This window comes from Streptomyces sp. Ru71, from assembly GCF_002920535.1.
Taxonomy (GTDB): domain Bacteria; phylum Actinomycetota; class Actinomycetes; order Streptomycetales; family Streptomycetaceae; genus Streptomyces.
The window spans coordinates 48,833-65,155 of sequence record NZ_PQSS01000001.1 but is presented as its reverse complement, the minus strand read 5'-3'; the positions used below and the strand labels follow the sequence as shown (position 1 = coordinate 65,155).

Below are 16,323 nucleotides of genomic sequence, written 5' to 3'. Positions count from 1 at the left end.
GGCCACCGGGGACGGCCGCCCGGGGCGGAATGTTTTCCCGGTCACCGGGAGCCGGTGCGTGTGCCCCGCGCCATGGCCGCCCTACGCTCCTGGCCGCATTCCGCGAGGAGAGGAGACGACGGCATGAGACCGTGCGCAGCAGCGGATGTCGGCACCTGGGACCTCACCGCAGACGTGGTGATCGCCGGGTACGGGGTGGCCGGAGCCGCGGCCGCCGTGGAGGCCGCGAGGGCCGGCGCCGAGGTGCTGGTGCTGGAACGCGCCGGCGGCTGGGGCGGGGCCGCCGCCCTGGCCGGCGGATTCATCTACCTGGGCGGGGGCACCGCCCTGCAGCGTGCCTGCGGGTTCGAGGACTCTCCGGAGGACATGGCCGCGTTCCTGACGGCGGCGATGGGACCGGGGGCGGACGCGGCGAAGATCTCCGCGTACTGCGAGGGCAGCGTCGCGCACTTCGACTGGCTGGTGGAGTGCGGTGTGCCGTTTCGGCCGGTGTTCTACGGCGAACCCGCCTGGGAACCCGCCGGCGACGAGGGCCTGATGTACTCCGGCGGGGAGAACGCCCACCCGTTCAGCGAGATGGTGCGGCCGGCGCCGCGCGGTCATCTGCCGCGTATGGAGAACAAGCGCACCGGCGAGCGCGGTGGCGGCTACATGCTCATGAAGCCCCTGGTGGAGACCGCGGAACGGCTCGGTGTGAAGGCGCACTTCGGCCTGCGCATCGAGCAGTTGGTGGTCGAAGGGGACGGCCGGGTGTGCGGCGTGGTGGCGCGCGGCTACGGCGAGCGGGTCACCGTACGCGCCCGGCGCGGTGTGGTGCTCGCCACCGGCGGCTTCACCTACAACGAGGAGATGCTGGCGGCGCACGCCCCGCTGCTGGTGGGCCGTCCGGGCTCGGCGGTCGAGGAGCACGACGGCGTCGCGGTCAGGCTCGCGCAGGGGCTGGGCGCGGGGGTCGCGCACATGGACGCCTGCGAGGTCGCCGTCCACATGGATCCGCAGTACCTGATCCGCGGGATCGTGGTCAACGGCCGGGGCCAGCGGTTCATCAACGAGGACACCTACCCCGGGCGGATCGGGCAGGCCGCGCTCTTCCAGCAGGGCGACGAGACGTTCCTCGTGCTCGACGAGGAGGGGTTCGAGGAGGCCGGGCGGGTCTCCGCCGCGCCGGAGTTCCTCCAGCTGCGGCCGACGTGGGTATGCGGCTCGGCGGCGGAGCTCGGCGCCGAGATGGGACTGCCGCCCGGAGCTCTGGAGGCGACGGTCGAGGTCTACAACCGGCACGCCGAGCACGGCCGGGACCCGCTGCTGCACAAGGCCGCGCGCTGGGTACGGCCCCTGCGCGGCCCGCTGGGCGCGGTGGACCTGCGGGGTATGACCTCGGGCTTCGCGCTGGGCGGGCTGACCACCGGCACGGACGCCGAGGTGCTGCATGTCAGCGGCGAGCCGATCCCGGGCCTGTACGCGGCGGGCCGGGCCACGGCCGGCATCGCCGCCTGGGGATACGCCAGCGGCGCCTCCCTGGGTGACGGCAGCTTCTTCGGCCGCCGGGCGGGACGCGGCGCGGCCCTCGGCCGCTAGCGCACCGGAGCGCGGGGTGCGGACGCGGGCCGCGCCCCGTGGCCGGCGTCCCCGGTGAGCGCAGGGGCACGTCGTCCGGCCGGCCACGCGGCACCGGCTCCCGCTCGGCCGGCGCGGACACGTCTCTCCACCCGGACCAGCCCGGCCGCTCCGGCGTGACGCACTCCGTCACTCCCCGACGCGGCCGGGCCGTCACACCGGATCGACGATCACCGCGCGTCCGTCCGTTCCGCCAGGTCCTCCGCCGCGATGTGGCCGAACACCATGGCGGACCCGATCGGTACGCCGGGGCCGGGGTAGCAGGGGCCGGACACCGAGGCGGTGGTGTTGCCCGCCGCGTACAGGCCCGGGATCGCCGTGCCGTCCGCGCGCAGCACCCGTGCCCGGGTGTCGGTGCGCACGCCGCCCTTGGTGCCCAGGTCGCCGAGGACGATCCGCACGGCGTGGAACGGCCCCTTCTCGATCGGCACCAGGCACGGGTTGGCGCCCTCGCCCTGGGCGAAGAAGCGGTCGTAGGGGTCCTCGCCGCGGTGGAAGTCGGTGTCCACTCCGTCGGCCGCATGGCCGTTGAAGGTCGCCACCGTGGCGCACAGCGCGCCGGCGTCGACGCCGATCCGCGCGGCGAGGGCGTCGAGGGTGTCCGCGGTGTGCCACAGCCCGGCCCGGCTGAAGGCCGTTCGGTCGGCGGGGACGACGGTGATGCCGGGCAGTTCGTCGCCGAACCGGCCGTCGAAGACCCACCAGACGGGGTTGTCCGGACCCGTGCCCGCTTCAGCGGCGAGCATCTGACGGCCCATTTGGTCGTACGGCAGTGACTCGTTGGCGAACCTGCGGCCGGAGCCGTCGACGAAGATGCCGCCGTGCAGACCCAGGGTGAAGGCGGCGGAGCCGTCCGGGAAGCGCAGGGAGGGGCACCACCAGGCCTGGTCGAGCAGGTCGGTGGCGGCGCCGGCCTCGACGGCGGCGAGCAGCGCCTGTCCGGTGTTGCCGCCGGGTGCGCCCATCGTCCAGTCGGCGCCCGGCAGTCCCTGCCATGCGCGGCGCAGCTCGGCGTTGGCCTCGAAGCCGCCGGCGGCGAGCAGGACGCCGCGGCGGGCGCGGATGCGCAGGGTGCGGCCGCCGGCTTCGGCCTCGGCGCCGGTCACGCGGCCGTCCTCGGTCAGCAGCCGGGTCAGGCCGGTGCCCAGCAGCGTGCGGCCGTTGCCGGTGGACTCCAGGGCCAGCAGCAGCCGGCCGATCAGGGCGCGGCCGTCGGTGAGCGGCCCGTCGGGCACCGGCAGGCCGAGCCGCTCGGCCCAGGCCGGGGGCCGGACGGCCGCCAGCAGTGGGTGCGGTGCGTCGGGCAAAGGCAGATCGACGGGGAAGACGGCGCGGCCGGCGTCGAACCGGCCGGGTGCGGCGTAGTAGTCGGGGAACGGCCGGTACTCGAAGCGGACGTGCGGGTTGTCCTCAAGGAAGGCGACGGTCTCCGCGGCGCGGTCGAGGTAGGCGTCCTGGAGGTCGTGGTCGGTGGCGTCGCCGACCACGGCGCGGAAGTAGGCGCGGCCCAGGTCGGCGGAGTCCGTCAGGCCGGCCCGTTCCTGGGCCTGGTTGCCGGGCAGCCACAGGCCGGCGCCGGCGTAGGCGGTGGTGCCGCCGAAGTACTCGGTCTTCTCGATGACCAGGGTGTCCAGGCCGCGTGCGGCCGCGCCGTAGGCGCCGGTGAGGGCGCCGCCGCCGGAGCCTACGACCAGCACGTCGCACTCCTGGTCCCACCTGTTGTCCGTGTTCGCCATGGCATCCCTCGCATCGGGTGGGTTGTCGGTGTGGGGGGGGTCGCGCTCGGTCGGCGCACGCCGAGTATTCGCGGACGTGGCAGGCGGCGGCCATCGTGGTTTCCCGGTGAGCGGGATCAGGGATCGGAGCGGACCTCGCGGGCGACGAGGACCGGGCCGCAGGCCGCCTGCGAGGTCCGCGCACCCCCGCCCCCGTCGGTTCAGGACGGTGTGGACTGCCGTGCCGCGCGCCGCAGTTCGCCCTTGAGGACCTTGCCGCCGGCGTTGCGCGGCAGCTCCGGTACGGCGAGGAAGCGGCGGGGCACCTTGAAGTTGGCGAGCCGTTCCCGCGCCCAGGCGGTCAGCTCCGCCGGGTCCGGTCGCGCGCCGGGTGCCGGGACGTAGAAGGCGACGCCGACCTCGCCGAGGCGTTCGTCGGGGGTGCCGACGACCGCGACGTCGGCGATCCGGTCGTGGCCGCGCAGGACGTTCTCCACCTCGGCCGGGTAGGCGTTGAAGCCGCCGACGATGTACATGTCCTTCAGCCGGTCGGTGATGGACAGATAGCCGCGCTCGTCGAGCACGCCGACGTCTCCGGTGTGCAGCCAGCCGTCGGCCTCGACGGTGTCCGCGGTGGCCTGCGGGTCGTCGAGATAGCCGCGCATCACGTTGTAGCCGCGCACGACCACCTCGCCCGCCTCCCCCGGCCCGCGCGCAGTGCCGTCCGCGCCGACGACCCGTATCTCGGTGCCGGGCAGCGCCGGTCCGGCGGTGGTCGCCACGGTGGTGGCGTCCGCGTCGGGCGGGCAGATGGAGACCACTCCGGTGGACTCGGTGAGGCCGTAGGCGCTGAACACGGCCGGGATGCCCAGCCGGCCGCGGATGTCCTCGATCAGCTCGGGGTGGACGCCGGTGCCGCCGACGCCGGCCAGGCGCAGTGCGCTCAGGTCGTGTTCGGTGCGCCGGGGGTGGTCGAGCAGGCAGGTGAAGACGGTGGGTGTGGCCATCAGCACGCTGACGCGTTCCCGGGCCAGCAGGGGCAGGATCCGGTCGAGGTCGAACACCTCCTCGGGCAGCATGGTGACGCCGTTGAGCAGGCAGGCGACGACACCGGCCTTGTAGCCGAAGACGTGGAAGAACGGGTTGACCAGCAGATAGCGGTCCCCGGCGCGCAGGGTGACCACCCCGGACCACTCCTCAAAGACGCGGAGTGTCTGGCCGTGGGTGGTCATCACGCCTTTGGAGCGTCCGGTGGTGCCCGAGGTGAAGAGGATGTCGGCGAGGTCGTCGGGGCGGACGGCGGCGGCGCGGGCGGCCCGCTCGGCGTCGGGTGTCCGCTCGCCCGCGGCGAGGTAGTCGGCCCAGCCCAGCGTCGAGTCGTCGGCCGGTCCGCGCAGCACCACCGTCTGGCCGAGCCGGCCGAGGTCCTCGCCCGAGTCGCGCAGCATCGCCACGTAGTCGGTGCCGAGGAAGCCGCGTTCGGTGAACAGCAGCCGGGCGCCGCTGCGCCGGATGATGTCGGCGGCCTCGGCCGCCTTGTAGCGGGTGTTGAGAGGCACGAGGACGCCGCCGACGGACACGGCTCCGAGCGCGGCCGCGATCCACTGGCGGGTGTTGGGCGCCCAGACGGCCACGCGGTCGCCGGGGCGGATCCCGTGGGCGAGGGCGGCCCGGGCGGCCGCGTGCACCTCGTCGCGCAGCCGGGTGAAGGTCCAGCGGACCTCACCGTCGGCGAGGGCCTCCTGCTCGCCGTGGGCGTGGGCGGCGAAGTCGGCGAGCTGGGCGAGGGTGGCGGGAGTGGCGGGGGCCTGGGGCCGTGTCCCCGGCCGGTCGTTGAACACGCTCGTCATGACTCTTTCCGTTCAGGGGTGGAAGAAGGGGGCCGCGGCCGTGCGTGCGGGGCGCGCGGCGAGGAGGGCGCCGGGGTGGGGCGGCGAGGCGCGGGGTTCAGACCATGGGGTCGTGGATGTCGATGCCGAGCGCGTCCTTGCCGTACAGGACGAGGGCGCGCTCGACGTCGTTGGCAGCCTGGCCACGGCCGGTGTGCACATCCCGCCAGGCGCGCTCCAGGACGCCGCCGGTGCGCAGGGCACGGCCGCCGGCGTCGCCCAGCAGCAGGTCCACGGCGCCGGCCGCGCGCTCGGTGGCGAGCACCTGGTCCCGGCGGGTCCGGGCCCGCAGGGACGTCGGGGGCACGTCGCCGGCGCGGGCGCGGGCGTACAGGTCGGCGATGTTGCGGGTGAGCTGCAGCCAGGCGGCGTCGATGTCACCGGCGGCGCGGGCGATACGGACCTGGACGAAGGGGTCCTCGGCGGCCCGCTGCCCGTAGGAGACGCGCAGGCGTTCGCGGACGGTCGCCACGTGGTCCTCGTACGCGCCCTCGGCGATGCCGACGATCGCGGTCGAGATGGCGGTGGTGAAGACGGCGGCGTACGGCAGCCGGTACAGCGGTTCGGTGTTGACCTCCTGCCCCGGGCAGCGCAGAGCGCTCATCGGGCCGTAGCCGAGCGTGCGGTGCTCGGGCACGAAGGCGTCGTCGACGACGATGTCGTTGCTGCCGGTGCCGCGCAGACCGACGGTGTCCCACACGTCGTCGACCCGGTAGGCGTCTCGCGGTACGAGGAAGGTCCGCATGTCGACCGGCCGGCCCTGGCCGTCCGTGACGAGTCCGCCGAGCAGCGCCCAGCGGGCGTGGTCGCAACCGGAGGAGAAGGACCAGCGGCCGCGGATGCGGAAGCCGCCGCGCACGGCGGTGACGGTGCCGACCGGGGTGTACGAGGAGCAGATCCGGGCGGAGTCGTCCTCGCCCCACACCTCGCGCTGGGCCCGCGGATCGAACAGGGCCACGTGCCAGGGGTGCACGCCCAGGACGGCGGCGGCCCAGCCGGTCGAGCCGCACGCCTTGGCGATCTCCTTCACGGCGGCGTAGAAGACGGCCGGGTCGGCGCCGAGTCCGCCGTACGCCCTGGGCTGCAGCAGCCGGAAGAAGCCGGTCCGGGCGAGTTCCTTGACGGAGGCGTCGGGCAGGCGGCGCTGCTCCTCGGCTTCGGCCACGCGCTCGCGCAGGGCGGGGGCCAGGTCGCGGACCGCCGTGAGAACGTCGTCGTCGCGCATGCGCAATCCCTCTCCGGGTCCTCGGCTCGTCCTGGGGCGATGGGGGGAACGTACGCGTTACTGTTCCGAAACGAAATACCCTCTTCCCAGCAGATGGGATCCGCTGGCAGTCTCCACGCCAGATCGCCGTGACGGCCCCGCCCCGGGGCTGCCGGCCGTCCGTGTGGGAGGTGCCGATGACGATGCACGCTGTCGAGGCCGGTCACCCGCCGCTGTCCCTGCTGGAGAAGGCGGCGAGAGTACTGAGTGCCTTTCAGACCGCACAGCCGCGGCTCACCCTGACCGAGGTCGTACGCCGTTCAGGCCTGCCCCGGTCCTCGGCGCACCGCATTCTCGACCAGCTGGTGCAGCTGCGGTGGCTGGAGCGGGAGGGCCGCGACTACCGGCTGGGGCTGGGCATGCTGGAGCTGGGCGCCCTGGCCACGCACCACAACCGGCTGCGCCGGGCGGCCCTGCCCCATCTGCACACGCTGCACGAGGCCACCGGCCATCTGGTGCACCTCACGGTGCTCGACGGCGCCGAGGTGGTGTACCTGGAGCGGATCGGCGGCTCGGACGACTCGGGTGTGCCCTCGCGGGTGGGCGGTCGGCAGCCGGCGCACTGCACCGCCTCCGGCAAGGCGATCCTCGCCTTCAGCGACGCCGCCCTGGTGGAGCAGGTGATCGGGCAGGGACTGCGGCCGAGGACGCCGCGCACCATCACCCGGCCCGAGTCGCTGCGCGGGGAGCTGGCGATGGTGCGGGAGCGCGGGGTGGCCTTCGACCACGAGGAGGGGTTCCGGGGGGTGTCCTGTGTGGCGGCGCCGCTGCGCGGGGCGGGCCGGGCCATCGCCGCGATCTCGGTGTGCGGCAACGGCGCCCACCGCGAGCTGGAGCGGATCGCCCCGGCCGTGCGCGGCTGCGCCCGGGCGGTGTGGCAGGCGATGTTCGGGCCGGGCCGGCAGGCGCAGACGGCTGTGGCGGGGATCGAGCCGAGTGTTCCGGAGCCCGCGATGGACACCATGATGGCGTGGCTGCGGTTCAGCGAGTGGATGTGAGCCGGCCGGCCGGGAGGTGACCGGGCCGGGCCGGAGGTGACCGGGCCGGGCCGCTCTCACCAGGTGCTGTCGCCGCGCAGGACGGCGTCGGCGCCGCCGTCGGCGAAGACGACCTGCCCGGTGACATGGGTGTTCTCGGGCGAGGTCAGCCAGGCGAGGAGCGGGGCGATCTGCTCGGGCCGGGCGTGGCCGTGCAGTGGCATCGGCACGCTCTGCTCGACGAGGGCCCGCATCTCGGGGTCGTCGAGCAGGGGCCGGGTCAGCGGGGTGACGACGACTCCGGGCGCGACGGCGTTGAGCGCGATGCCCGCGCCGGCCCAGTCCCCGGTGATCGCCCGGCGGCGGACCCAGCGGGAGACGGCGGCCTTGGACGAGGAGTAGACGAGGTGTCCCTCGCCGCGCTCGACGGCCGCCCGGGACGCGGCCACCGCCGCTTCCTCGTCGCCGGCCAGCGCGGCGTCCACGATGGCGGGGTCGGTCGGGTGCACGGAGTCGATCGAGCCCACGACGAGGGCCCGGGGCTCGGTGCCGGCGGCCAGCAGCGGGCGCAGGCCCTCCAGGGTGGCCACGGCACCGAAGTGGTTGACCTGGACGGTGAGCGGGCCGAAGTGCGCGATCCCGGCGCAGGCGATGACGGCGTCGAGCCGTCCTCCGCTCAACTCCGTTGCCTCGGCGATCAGTTCGCGCCGTCCCTCGGTCGTGGACAGGTCGGCGTGGATGTCGCCGTCCTTCAGATCGGCCGCGATGACGGTGTGGCCCCGCGTGCGCAGGAGGTCGGCGGTGGTCTTGCCGAGACCGGAGGCCGCTCCGGTGACGAGGCAGGTGCGGGGCATGGTCGGCTCCCTGAAGGCGTTGCGTGGTTGGCGGACTGAGGGGGTTCAGGAGTAGGTGATCTCGATGCGGTCAGTCAGGGGCAGTGCCTGGCAGGCCAGGACGTAGCCCTCGGCGATGTCCTGGTCGTCCAGGACGTCGTTGCGGATCATCTTCACCTCGCCGGTGACGACCCGGCAGGTGCAGGCGCTGCAGGCGCCCTCCCGGCAGGAGTACGGGGCGTCCACCCCGGCGGCCAGCAGGACGTCGAGCAGTGGAGTGGCCGACGGCCAGGTGAGGGTGCGGGTTTCGCCGTCGAGCTCCACCTGGGCCGTGCTGCCGCCTTCCGCGGGCGCCTCCGGCGTCACGGCGGGCGCGTCGAAGACGTCCGCGCCGAGGGAGAAGAACCGCTCCCGGTGGATCCGGCCGCCCGGTGCGCCGAGCGCCCGCAGGGCCTGTTCGGCCGCGTCCATCATCGGCTCCGGACCGCAGAGGTACGCCTCGCGGTCGGCGTAGGGCGCGAGCGCGGTGGCCAGGCGGCCGGCCACCGGCAGGCCCTGGAGCGACTCCAGCCAGTGCAGGACGAGCAGCCGCTCGGGATGGTCCTCACTCAGTCTGCGCAGTTCCTCACGGAAGATGACGCAGGTGTCGTCGCGGTTGGCGTAGAGCAGGGCGACCCGGCCCTGACCCTGCGCCAGGGCGGACTTGGCGATGGACAGCACCGGGGTGATGCCGCTGCCCCCGGCGACGAGCAGCAGGTCCCGGTCGAAGGAGTCCGGGGTGAAGGTGCCGGCCGGGGGCAGCACCTCCAGTTCGTCGCCCGCCGTGACGTGGTCGCACACCCAGTTGGAGCCGTGTCCGCCGGCCACCCGTTTGACGGTGACCTTCATCGGCTCCCCGGTGTGCGGTGAGCTGGCCAGGGAGTAGCAGCGGGCGGCCGGCTTCCCGTCCGGCCCGGGCAGTTTCAGGGTGAGGAACTGGCCGGGCCGGTAGGCGAAGCGGCCGGCGCTCTGCGGCGGTGCCTGGAGCACCAGGGAGCGCGCGTCGGCCGTCTCGGCTATCACCTCGGTGACGCGCAGCCGGTGGGTGCGCGGGCCGGCCGGCACCGGCTCCGACGTCGGCTCAGACATCGGCGACCTCCAGGGTGCCCTCCTCGACCGCGCGGTCGATGCTCTCGCGCAGCGCCCGGCAGGTCCGGATCCGGGCGGTGCTGCCGCCCTCGGTGACCCGGCCGCGGAACTCCGCGCAGACGACGGCCGCTTCGGCGGTCCACTGCACGGAGGTGTGGGCCATGCTGAACTTCTCGCACAGGACCTGGTTGCCGCAGGTCGCGCACTCCACGGGCTGCATGTCAGGCTCCGGTCTCCGTGGCCGCCGCCTCGGCCTTGAGGCGGGTCAGGTTGGCCTCGACCTCCGAGCGCCAGGTCTCGTTGGCGCGGCTGGTGTCGAGCTCGAACTCGAAGCGCCGGGTCATCTCGTCCTTGACGTCGGCGGCGTCGACGTAGAACTGCTCGTACCAGCGACGCAGTTGGTAGACGGGGCCGTCCTCCTCGGTCAGCAGCGGGTTGTCGATGCGGGTCTTGTTCCGCCAGATCTCCACGTCCTGCTCGAAGCCCTTGGCCAGGCTGTCGGAGGTGAGCTCGGCGGCCTGCGCGGCCTGCTCGTCGGTCATCCCGGGGAGCTTCCTGACGATCGCGCCGTACTGCAGCACGAAGCTGTTCTCGTCGATCGGGTAGTGGCAGTTGATCAGCACCATCTCCATCTCGACGCCCTCCGCCACGGGCGACCACAGGTAGTCGATCATGTAGGAGGGGCCGTAGTAGGAGGCGTCGGAGCGCAGCGGGGCGCTGAGGGTGCCGAGGTCCACGTCCTGGCGCGGGCTGCTCTCCATGTACTGGATGGCGATGTGGCCCTCGAAGACGTTCTTGAAGTAGGTCGGGAAGGAGAAGTGGACGTAGTAGAAGTGGGCCATGTCGACCACGTTGTCCACGATCTCGCGGCAGTTGGAGCCCTCCACGCGCAGCGACTTCCAGGTCCACTCGCTCCACTGGTCCGCTTCCGGCCCGTGGACGCCGGGGATCTCGGGGATGGTCACCTCGGGCGGCGGGGGGTTGCCCTCCGGGTCGTGCCAGACGAACAGTTGCCTGTTGCGCTCCAGGGTGAGCCAGGAGCGGGTCCTGGCGCGCGGCGGGACCCGGCGGGCGTACGGGATGTCCGCGCAGCGGCCGTTGCCGGACCAGCGCCAGTCGTGGAACGGGCAGGCGACGGTGTCGCCCTTGACGCTGCCGTGGGCGAGGTTGCCGCCCATGTGCGGGCAGTAGGCGTTGAGGACGTGCAGCTGCTGGTCGTCGGCGCCCTGGAAGACCACCAGTTTGGTGCCGAACGCCTCGATCTCGTGGGGCTTTCCGTCCTTGAAGCTCTCGGCGAGGCCGAGGCAGTGCCAGCCCCGCGCGAACCGCGCCGGCGGCCTGCCCGCGTCGATGACCCGGACCTCTTCGTCGATCGCCGTCATCCGGTCCTCCATGTGTGTGTCGGTGGTACGGGTCAGTTCCGCGCGGCGAGTTCCACGGCGATGTCGATGAGCTGGTCCTCCTGGCCGCCGACCAGGCGGCGCTCGCCCGCGCGCAGCAGGATCTCGGCGCCGGACACGCCGTAGCGCTCGGCCTGCCGGTAGGCGTGCTTGAGGAAGCTGGAGTAGACCCCGGCGTGGCCCATCAGCAGGGCGAGCCGGTCGAGTCGGCACTCCTCGTCCATCACCGGGCGGACCACGTCCTCGGCCGCGTCGATGATCTTCAGTACGTCGATGCCGGTGCGGATGCCCATCTTGGCGCACACCGCGACGAGCGCCTCGACGGCGGTGTTGCCGGCGCCGGCACCGAGGCGGCGGGTGGAGCCGTCGATCTGGACGGCTCCGGCCCGGATGGCGGCGATGGAGTTGCCGGTGCCGAGGGCCAGGTTCTCGTGGCCGTGGAAGCCGACCTGGGCGTCGTCGCCGAGTTCGGCGATCAGGGCCTCGACGCGGGCGGTGACGTCGTCCATGACCATGGCTCCGGCCGAGTCGACGACGTACACGCACTGGCAGCCCGCGTCGGCCATGATGCGGCCCTGCCGGGCGAGCTTCTCGGGTGTCGTGGAGTGGGCCATCATCAGGAAGCCGACCGTCTCCAGGCCCCTGTCGCGGGCCAGTCCGAAGTGCTGGACGGCGATGTCCGCCTCGGTGCAGTGGGTGGCGATGCGGCACACGCTCGCGCCGTTGCCGTGGGCGGCCCGGATGTCGTCCTTCACGCCGAGCCCGGGGAGCATCAGGAAGGCGATCCTCGCCCGCCGCGCGGTGTCCACGGCGACCTTGATCAGCTCCTGTTCGGGCGTCCTGGAGAAGCCGTAGGTGAAGGACGAGCCGCCGAGTCCGTCGCCGTGGGTCACCTCGATGACGGGCACACCGGCGTCGTCGAGCGCGGCGACGACGGAGCGGACGTCCTCGGCGGTGAACTGGTGCCGCTTGGCGTGCGAGCCGTCGCGCAGGGAGGAGTCGGTGACCCGGATGTCGAGGGTGTCGGAGTAGGTCCTCACGCGATGATCCCCTTCGCGAACTCCTCGCCGACCTTGGTGGCGGCGGCGGTCATGATGTCGAGGTTCCCGGCGTACGGCGGCAGGTAGTCGCCCGCGCCCTCCACCTCCAGGAAGATCGCGACCCGTGCCATCCCCCCGTTCTCCGGGCGGGGTGCGTCGAACTGCGGCTCGCCGCGCAGCCGGTAGCCGGGCACGTAGGCGGCGACCTGCTCGGCGATCTCCTTGACGGAGGCGGCGATCGCGGCGTGGTCGGCGTCCTCGGGGATCGCGCAGAAGACGGTGTCGCGCATGATGACGGGCGGCTCGGCCGGGTTGAGGATGATGATCGCCTTGCCGCGCTCGGCGCCGCCGATGGTCTCGATGCCGCGCGAGGTGGTGCGGGTGAACTCGTCGATGTTGGCACGGGTGCCGGGTCCGGCGGAGACGGAGGCCACCGAGGCGACGATCTCCGCGTACGGCACGGGCACGACGCGCGAGACCGCGTACACCATGGGAATGGTGGCCTGGCCGCCGCAGGTGATCATGTTGACGTTGGGCTTGTCGAGGTGCGCGCGCAGGTTGGCGGGCGGCACGACGGCGGGGCCGACGGCGGCCGGGGTGAGGTCGACCGACTTGATGCCGAGTTCGGCGTAGCGGGGGGCGTTGGCGCGGTGGACGTAGGCGGAGGTCGCCTCGAAGACGATGTCGGGGAGCTCGTCCTGGGCGAGCAGCCACTCGACGCCGTCGGGGCTCGCCTCCAGGCCGGCCCTGCGGGCGCGGGCGAGGCCCTCGCTGTCCGGGTCGACGCCGATCATCCAGCGCGGTTCGACGAGGTCGGAGCGGAGCAGCTTGTACAGCAGGTCGGTGCCGATGTTGCCGGATCCGACGATCGCGGCCGTGGCCTTGTTCCGGGTGGTCGTCATGACGGTGCATCACCTTCGGTGAACGTGAGGGAGACCTGGCCCAGCCCGGTGAACTCGGCGGTGAACGTCTGACCCGCCGTCACGTCGACGGCGCGGGTGCAGGAGCCGGGCAGCACCACGTGTCCCTTCTTCAGGGGGACGCCGAAGCGGGCCACGGTGCGGGCGAGCCAGGCGACGGAGACGGCGGGGTCGCCCAGCACGGCGTCGCTGCGGCCCTCGGCGAGCAGTTCGCCGCCGCTGGTCAGCCGGGCGTCGATGGCCTTCAGGTCCAGTTCGCGGGGGTCGCGGCCCTCGCCGATGAGGTATCCGGCGGAGGAGGCGTTGTCCGCGATGGTGTCGGCGATGGAGATCCTCCAGTCGCGGATGCGGCTGTCGATCAACTCCAGGGCGGGTACGACGCGTTCGGTGGCGTGGAGCACGTCCTGGGGTGTGCAGTCCTCGCCCGGCAGGTCGTCGCCGAGGACGAAGCCGACCTCGACCTCGACGCGGGGGTGGCAGTAGCGGGCGACGGGCACGGGGGTGTCGGGGCTCAGCTCCATGTCGTCGAGCAGGTGGCCGTAGTCCGGCTCGTCGACGCCCATCATCCGCTGCATCACCGGGGAGGAGAGGCCGACCTTGTGTCCGCGTACCTGGGCCCCGGCGGCGAGGCGGTGACGGATGTTGAGGAGCTGGATCTCGTAGGCGTCCTCGGTGCCGATGTCAGGGAAGGTGTCGGTGAGGGGGTCGACGGGGGTTCGGCGGTGCTCGGCGGTGCGCAGGATCTGCGCGGCGCGCTGCCGCTGGGGGTCGGTGAGCATGGGTGTCCTTCGCGGGGGCGTCGGGCTGTTCGGGGAGGCTAAGGGGGGTGCGGGGCGGGCGGGGAGGGGGTTTTCCCGCTGACTGGGAAGGAGCGCCGTCGGGGTCTGGAGCGCGTTGCCGGGTGCGGGTGCGTGGTGGCTCGTCGCGCAGTCCTCCGCGCCCCTTCTCGGCGTTGCGGTCACCGTTCTCGCCATCGCGCCCCAGGCGTCAGTGCGCCCCGTACACCGGCTGCGGGGCCTGCGCCTGTATGAGGAGTTTCAGGGTTGCCTCTCCCGCCTCCGCCGGGGTCCAGCGGGCGCCCTTGTCCACCGTGGGGCCGGGGTGCCAGCCCTCCATGACCGTGATGCGGCCGCCCTCCGCCTCGAAGACGCGGCCGGTCACCCCGGCGCAGGCGGTGGAGGCCAGCCAGACGACGAGTGGGGAGACGTTCTCCGGGGCCATCGCGTCGAAGCCGCCGTCGGCCGGGGCGGCCATGGTGTCGGCGAAGGTCCGCTCGGTCATCCGGGTCCGGGCCGCGGGGGCGATCGCGTTGACCTGGACGCCGTAGCGGGCCATCTCGGCAGCCGCGACCAAAGTCAGGCCGACGATTCCGGCCTTGGCGGCGGAGTAGTTGCCCTGGCCGACGCTGCCGAGCAGTCCGGCGCCGGAACTGGTGTTGATCACGCGGGCTTGCGGGGTGCGGCCGGCCTTGGCCTCGGCACGCCAGTGGGCGGCGGCGTGCTTGAGCGGCAGGAAGTGGCCCTTGAGGTGGACCCGCATCACCGCGTCCCAGTCGTCCTCGTCGAGGTTGACGAGCATGCGGTCGCGCAGGAACCCGGCGTTGTTGACGAGGGCGTCGAGGCGGCCGAAGGCCGTCAGGGCGGTGGCGACGAGTGAGGCGGCGCCGTCGGAGGTGGTGATGTCGCCGGTGTGGGCGACGGCCTGCCCGCCGAGCGCGTGGATCTCGTCGACGACCTGCTGGGCGGGCCCGGCGGTCCCTCCGGTGCCGTCGAGGCCGACGCCGAGGTCGTTGACGACGACGCGGGCTCCCTCGGCGGCGAGGGCGAGGGCGTGCGCGCGGCCGAGTCCGCGGCCGGCGCCGGTGACGGCGGCTACGCGTCCGGTGCAGATTCCGGTGGTCATGGGGTTCCCTTCGTCAGGAGTGGTTGACGGTGGCGGCGTCCAGGAACGCCGGGCGTTCGCCGCCGCCGTGGACGTGCAGGCTCGCCCCGGTGACGTAGGCGGCCCGGTCGGAGGCGAGGAAGACGCAGGCGTCGCCGATGTCGGCGGGCTCGGCGAGCCGGCCGAGCGGCACGGTGCGGCCGACGGCGGCGATGCCGTCCTCGTCGCCGTAGTGCAGGTGGGACAGTTCGGTGCGGACCATGCCGAGGACGAGCGTGTTGACCCGCACCGTCGGCGCCCACTCCACGGCCATGGACCGGGCGAGGTGGTCCAGGCCCGCCTTCGCGGCGCCGTAGGCCGCGGTGCCCGGCGAGGGCCGGGTGCCGCTGACGCTGCCGATCATCAGGATCGACCCGCCCGACTCCTGCTCCCGCATCACCTCGTACGCGGCGAGCGAGGCGGTCAGCGGGGCGAGGAGGTTCAACTCGACCACGCGGGCGTGCCGTTCGGCGCCGCCTTCGCCGAGCAGCCGGAAGGGGGTGCCGCCGGCGTTGTTGACGAGGGTGTCCAGGCGCCCGTACTCGTCGCGCACCCGCATGAAGAAGGCGTCCACCGCGCCCGGGTCGCGCAGGTCGACGGGGAGGAAGCGGGCGGTGCGCCCGGCCGCCTCGACGGGCCGGTCCGGGGCCGTGCGCGCGCAGGTCACGACCTGCGCGCCGGCCTCCAGGAAGGCGCGGGCGATCCCCGCTCCGACCCCCCGGGTGCCGCCTGTGACCACCGTCACACATCCGGTCAGATCAATGATCGTCGCCAATGAGCACCTCCCGCAGCGCGCGGACCGCTGCTACCTTGCACACCTAACAAACGTTTGGTGGAAAGGTAGCTGATCCGCTCATGGGTGTCTCCACCTCCGCCCCGCAAGAGGGCGTCGCCGTCGTCACCGTGGACTTCCCCCCGGTCAACGCCCTCCCCGTCACGGGCTGGTACGAGCTGGCCGCCGCGGTGCGCGCCGCCGGGGCCGATCCGAAGGTCCGCTGTGTGGTGCTCACCGCGGCGGGGCGCGGCTTCAACGCCGGCGTCGACATCAAGGAGATCCAGCGCACGGCCGGTCACGACGCCCTCGTCGGCGCCAACCGCGGCTGCTACGAGGCGTTCGCGGCGGTGTACGACTGCGAGGTCCCGGTGGTGGCCGCCGTGCACGGCTTCTGCCTGGGCGGCGGCATCGGTCTGGTCGGCAACGCCGACGCGATCGTCGCCGCCGACGACGCCACCTTCGGCCTGCCCGAGCTGGACCGGGGCGCGCTCGGCGCGGCCACGCACCTGGCCCGGCTGGTCCCGCAGCACCTGATGCGCGCCCTGTACTACACCTCACGCACCGTCACGGCCGAGGAGCTGCACCGGCACGGATCGGTGTGGCGGGTGGTCCCGCGCGAGCGGCTGCAGGATGCCGCCCTGGAGCTGGCCGGTGAGATCGCCGCGAAGGACGGCTCGCTGATCCGCCTGGCCAAGGCCGCGATCAACGGCATCGACCCCGTGGACGTCCGCCGCAGCTACCGCTTCGAGCAGGGCTTCACCTTCGAGGCCAACCTCAGCGGTGTCGCCGACCGCGTCCGCGACACCTTCGGCACGGAACAGGAGCTGGGTTAAGTGAGCAGGGAC

Annotated in this window: 15 protein-coding genes; 3 read left to right on the top strand and 12 right to left on the bottom strand. The window is 73.2% G+C overall.

Features of this window, described 5'->3' with window-relative positions:
* Nucleotides 1–123: 123 nt before the first annotated feature.
* Nucleotides 124–1,578: an FAD-dependent oxidoreductase gene (locus C3489_RS00345; RefSeq protein ID WP_103778540.1), complete on the top strand. Its 1,455-nt coding sequence runs from the start codon at nucleotides 124–126 to the stop codon at nucleotides 1,576–1,578.
* 209 nt (nucleotides 1,579–1,787) lie between these two features.
* On the opposite strand, the gene C3489_RS00340 is transcribed toward C3489_RS00345, so the two are convergent.
* The 3 genes from C3489_RS00340 to hsaA all read right to left on the bottom strand — a co-directional run bounded on the left by C3489_RS00340 (nucleotide 1,788) and on the right by hsaA (nucleotide 6,446).
* On the bottom strand, nucleotides 1,788–3,353 hold the full coding sequence (locus C3489_RS00340) for an FAD-dependent oxidoreductase (RefSeq protein ID WP_103778538.1): 1,566 nt from the start codon (nucleotides 3,351–3,353) through the stop codon (nucleotides 1,788–1,790).
* 200 nt (nucleotides 3,354–3,553) lie between these two features.
* Nucleotides 3,554–5,182 (bottom strand): FadD3 family acyl-CoA ligase, encoded by a 1,629-nt coding sequence (locus C3489_RS00335; RefSeq protein ID WP_103778536.1) that lies wholly within the window; start codon nucleotides 5,180–5,182, stop codon nucleotides 3,554–3,556.
* A 97-nt stretch (nucleotides 5,183–5,279) separates the two neighbouring features.
* Nucleotides 5,280–6,446, bottom strand: coding sequence for a 3-hydroxy-9,10-secoandrosta-1,3,5(10)-triene-9,17-dione monooxygenase oxygenase subunit (hsaA, locus tag C3489_RS00330; RefSeq protein ID WP_103778534.1), 1,167 nt, complete (start codon nucleotides 6,444–6,446; stop codon nucleotides 5,280–5,282).
* Between the two features lie 176 nt (nucleotides 6,447–6,622).
* Between hsaA and C3489_RS00325 the strand changes: the two genes are divergently transcribed.
* A complete protein-coding gene (locus C3489_RS00325; protein ID WP_103778532.1) occupies nucleotides 6,623–7,483 on the top strand; it encodes an IclR family transcriptional regulator in 861 nt (286 codons plus the stop codon).
* 56 nt (nucleotides 7,484–7,539) lie between these two features.
* On the opposite strand, the gene C3489_RS00320 is transcribed toward C3489_RS00325, so the two are convergent.
* The 9 genes from C3489_RS00320 to C3489_RS00280 form a co-directional block, all read right to left on the bottom strand.
* The gene (locus C3489_RS00320) at nucleotides 7,540–8,316 is read right to left on the bottom strand and encodes an SDR family oxidoreductase (RefSeq protein WP_103778530.1); all 777 of its coding nucleotides are present in this window, start codon (nucleotides 8,314–8,316) and stop codon (nucleotides 7,540–7,542) included.
* Nucleotides 8,317–8,361: 45 nt separating this feature from the next.
* Nucleotides 8,362–9,423: a ferredoxin--NADP reductase gene (locus C3489_RS00315; RefSeq protein ID WP_103778528.1), complete on the bottom strand. Its 1,062-nt coding sequence runs from the start codon at nucleotides 9,421–9,423 to the stop codon at nucleotides 8,362–8,364.
* Nucleotides 9,416–9,643 (bottom strand): hypothetical protein, encoded by a 228-nt coding sequence (locus tag C3489_RS00310; RefSeq protein ID WP_103778526.1) that lies wholly within the window; start codon nucleotides 9,641–9,643, stop codon nucleotides 9,416–9,418. The genes C3489_RS00315 and C3489_RS00310 overlap by 8 nt, the downstream gene beginning before the upstream one ends.
* Before the next feature lies 1 nt (nucleotide 9,644).
* Nucleotides 9,645–10,805, bottom strand: coding sequence for a Rieske 2Fe-2S domain-containing protein (locus tag C3489_RS00305; protein WP_103778524.1), 1,161 nt, complete (start codon nucleotides 10,803–10,805; stop codon nucleotides 9,645–9,647).
* A 32-nt stretch (nucleotides 10,806–10,837) separates the two neighbouring features.
* Nucleotides 10,838–11,863, bottom strand: coding sequence for a 4-hydroxy-2-oxovalerate aldolase (dmpG, locus tag C3489_RS00300; protein WP_103778522.1), 1,026 nt, complete (start codon nucleotides 11,861–11,863; stop codon nucleotides 10,838–10,840).
* Nucleotides 11,860–12,765, bottom strand: coding sequence for an acetaldehyde dehydrogenase (acetylating) (locus C3489_RS00295; protein WP_103778520.1), 906 nt, complete (start codon nucleotides 12,763–12,765; stop codon nucleotides 11,860–11,862). Before C3489_RS00295 ends, dmpG begins: the two co-directional genes overlap by 4 nt.
* Entirely contained in the window at nucleotides 12,762–13,562 is an 801-nt protein-coding gene (locus C3489_RS00290) for a 2-keto-4-pentenoate hydratase (RefSeq protein WP_103778518.1), read from the bottom strand. Before C3489_RS00290 ends, C3489_RS00295 begins: the two co-directional genes overlap by 4 nt.
* Nucleotides 13,563–13,770: 208 nt before the next feature.
* Nucleotides 13,771–14,685: an SDR family oxidoreductase gene (locus C3489_RS00285; RefSeq protein WP_103778516.1), complete on the bottom strand. Its 915-nt coding sequence runs from the start codon at nucleotides 14,683–14,685 to the stop codon at nucleotides 13,771–13,773.
* A 13-nt stretch (nucleotides 14,686–14,698) separates the two neighbouring features.
* Nucleotides 14,699–15,478 carry an SDR family oxidoreductase gene (locus C3489_RS00280; protein WP_103778514.1) on the bottom strand — a complete coding sequence of 260 codons (780 nt, stop codon included), beginning with the start codon at nucleotides 15,476–15,478 and terminating at the stop codon, nucleotides 14,699–14,701.
* Between the two features lie 80 nt (nucleotides 15,479–15,558).
* Here C3489_RS00280 and C3489_RS00275 point away from each other — a divergent pair, with 80 nt between their 5' ends.
* Nucleotides 15,559–16,311, top strand: coding sequence for an enoyl-CoA hydratase family protein (locus C3489_RS00275; protein WP_103778512.1), 753 nt, complete (start codon nucleotides 15,559–15,561; stop codon nucleotides 16,309–16,311).
* Nucleotides 16,312–16,323 lie beyond the last annotated feature (12 nt).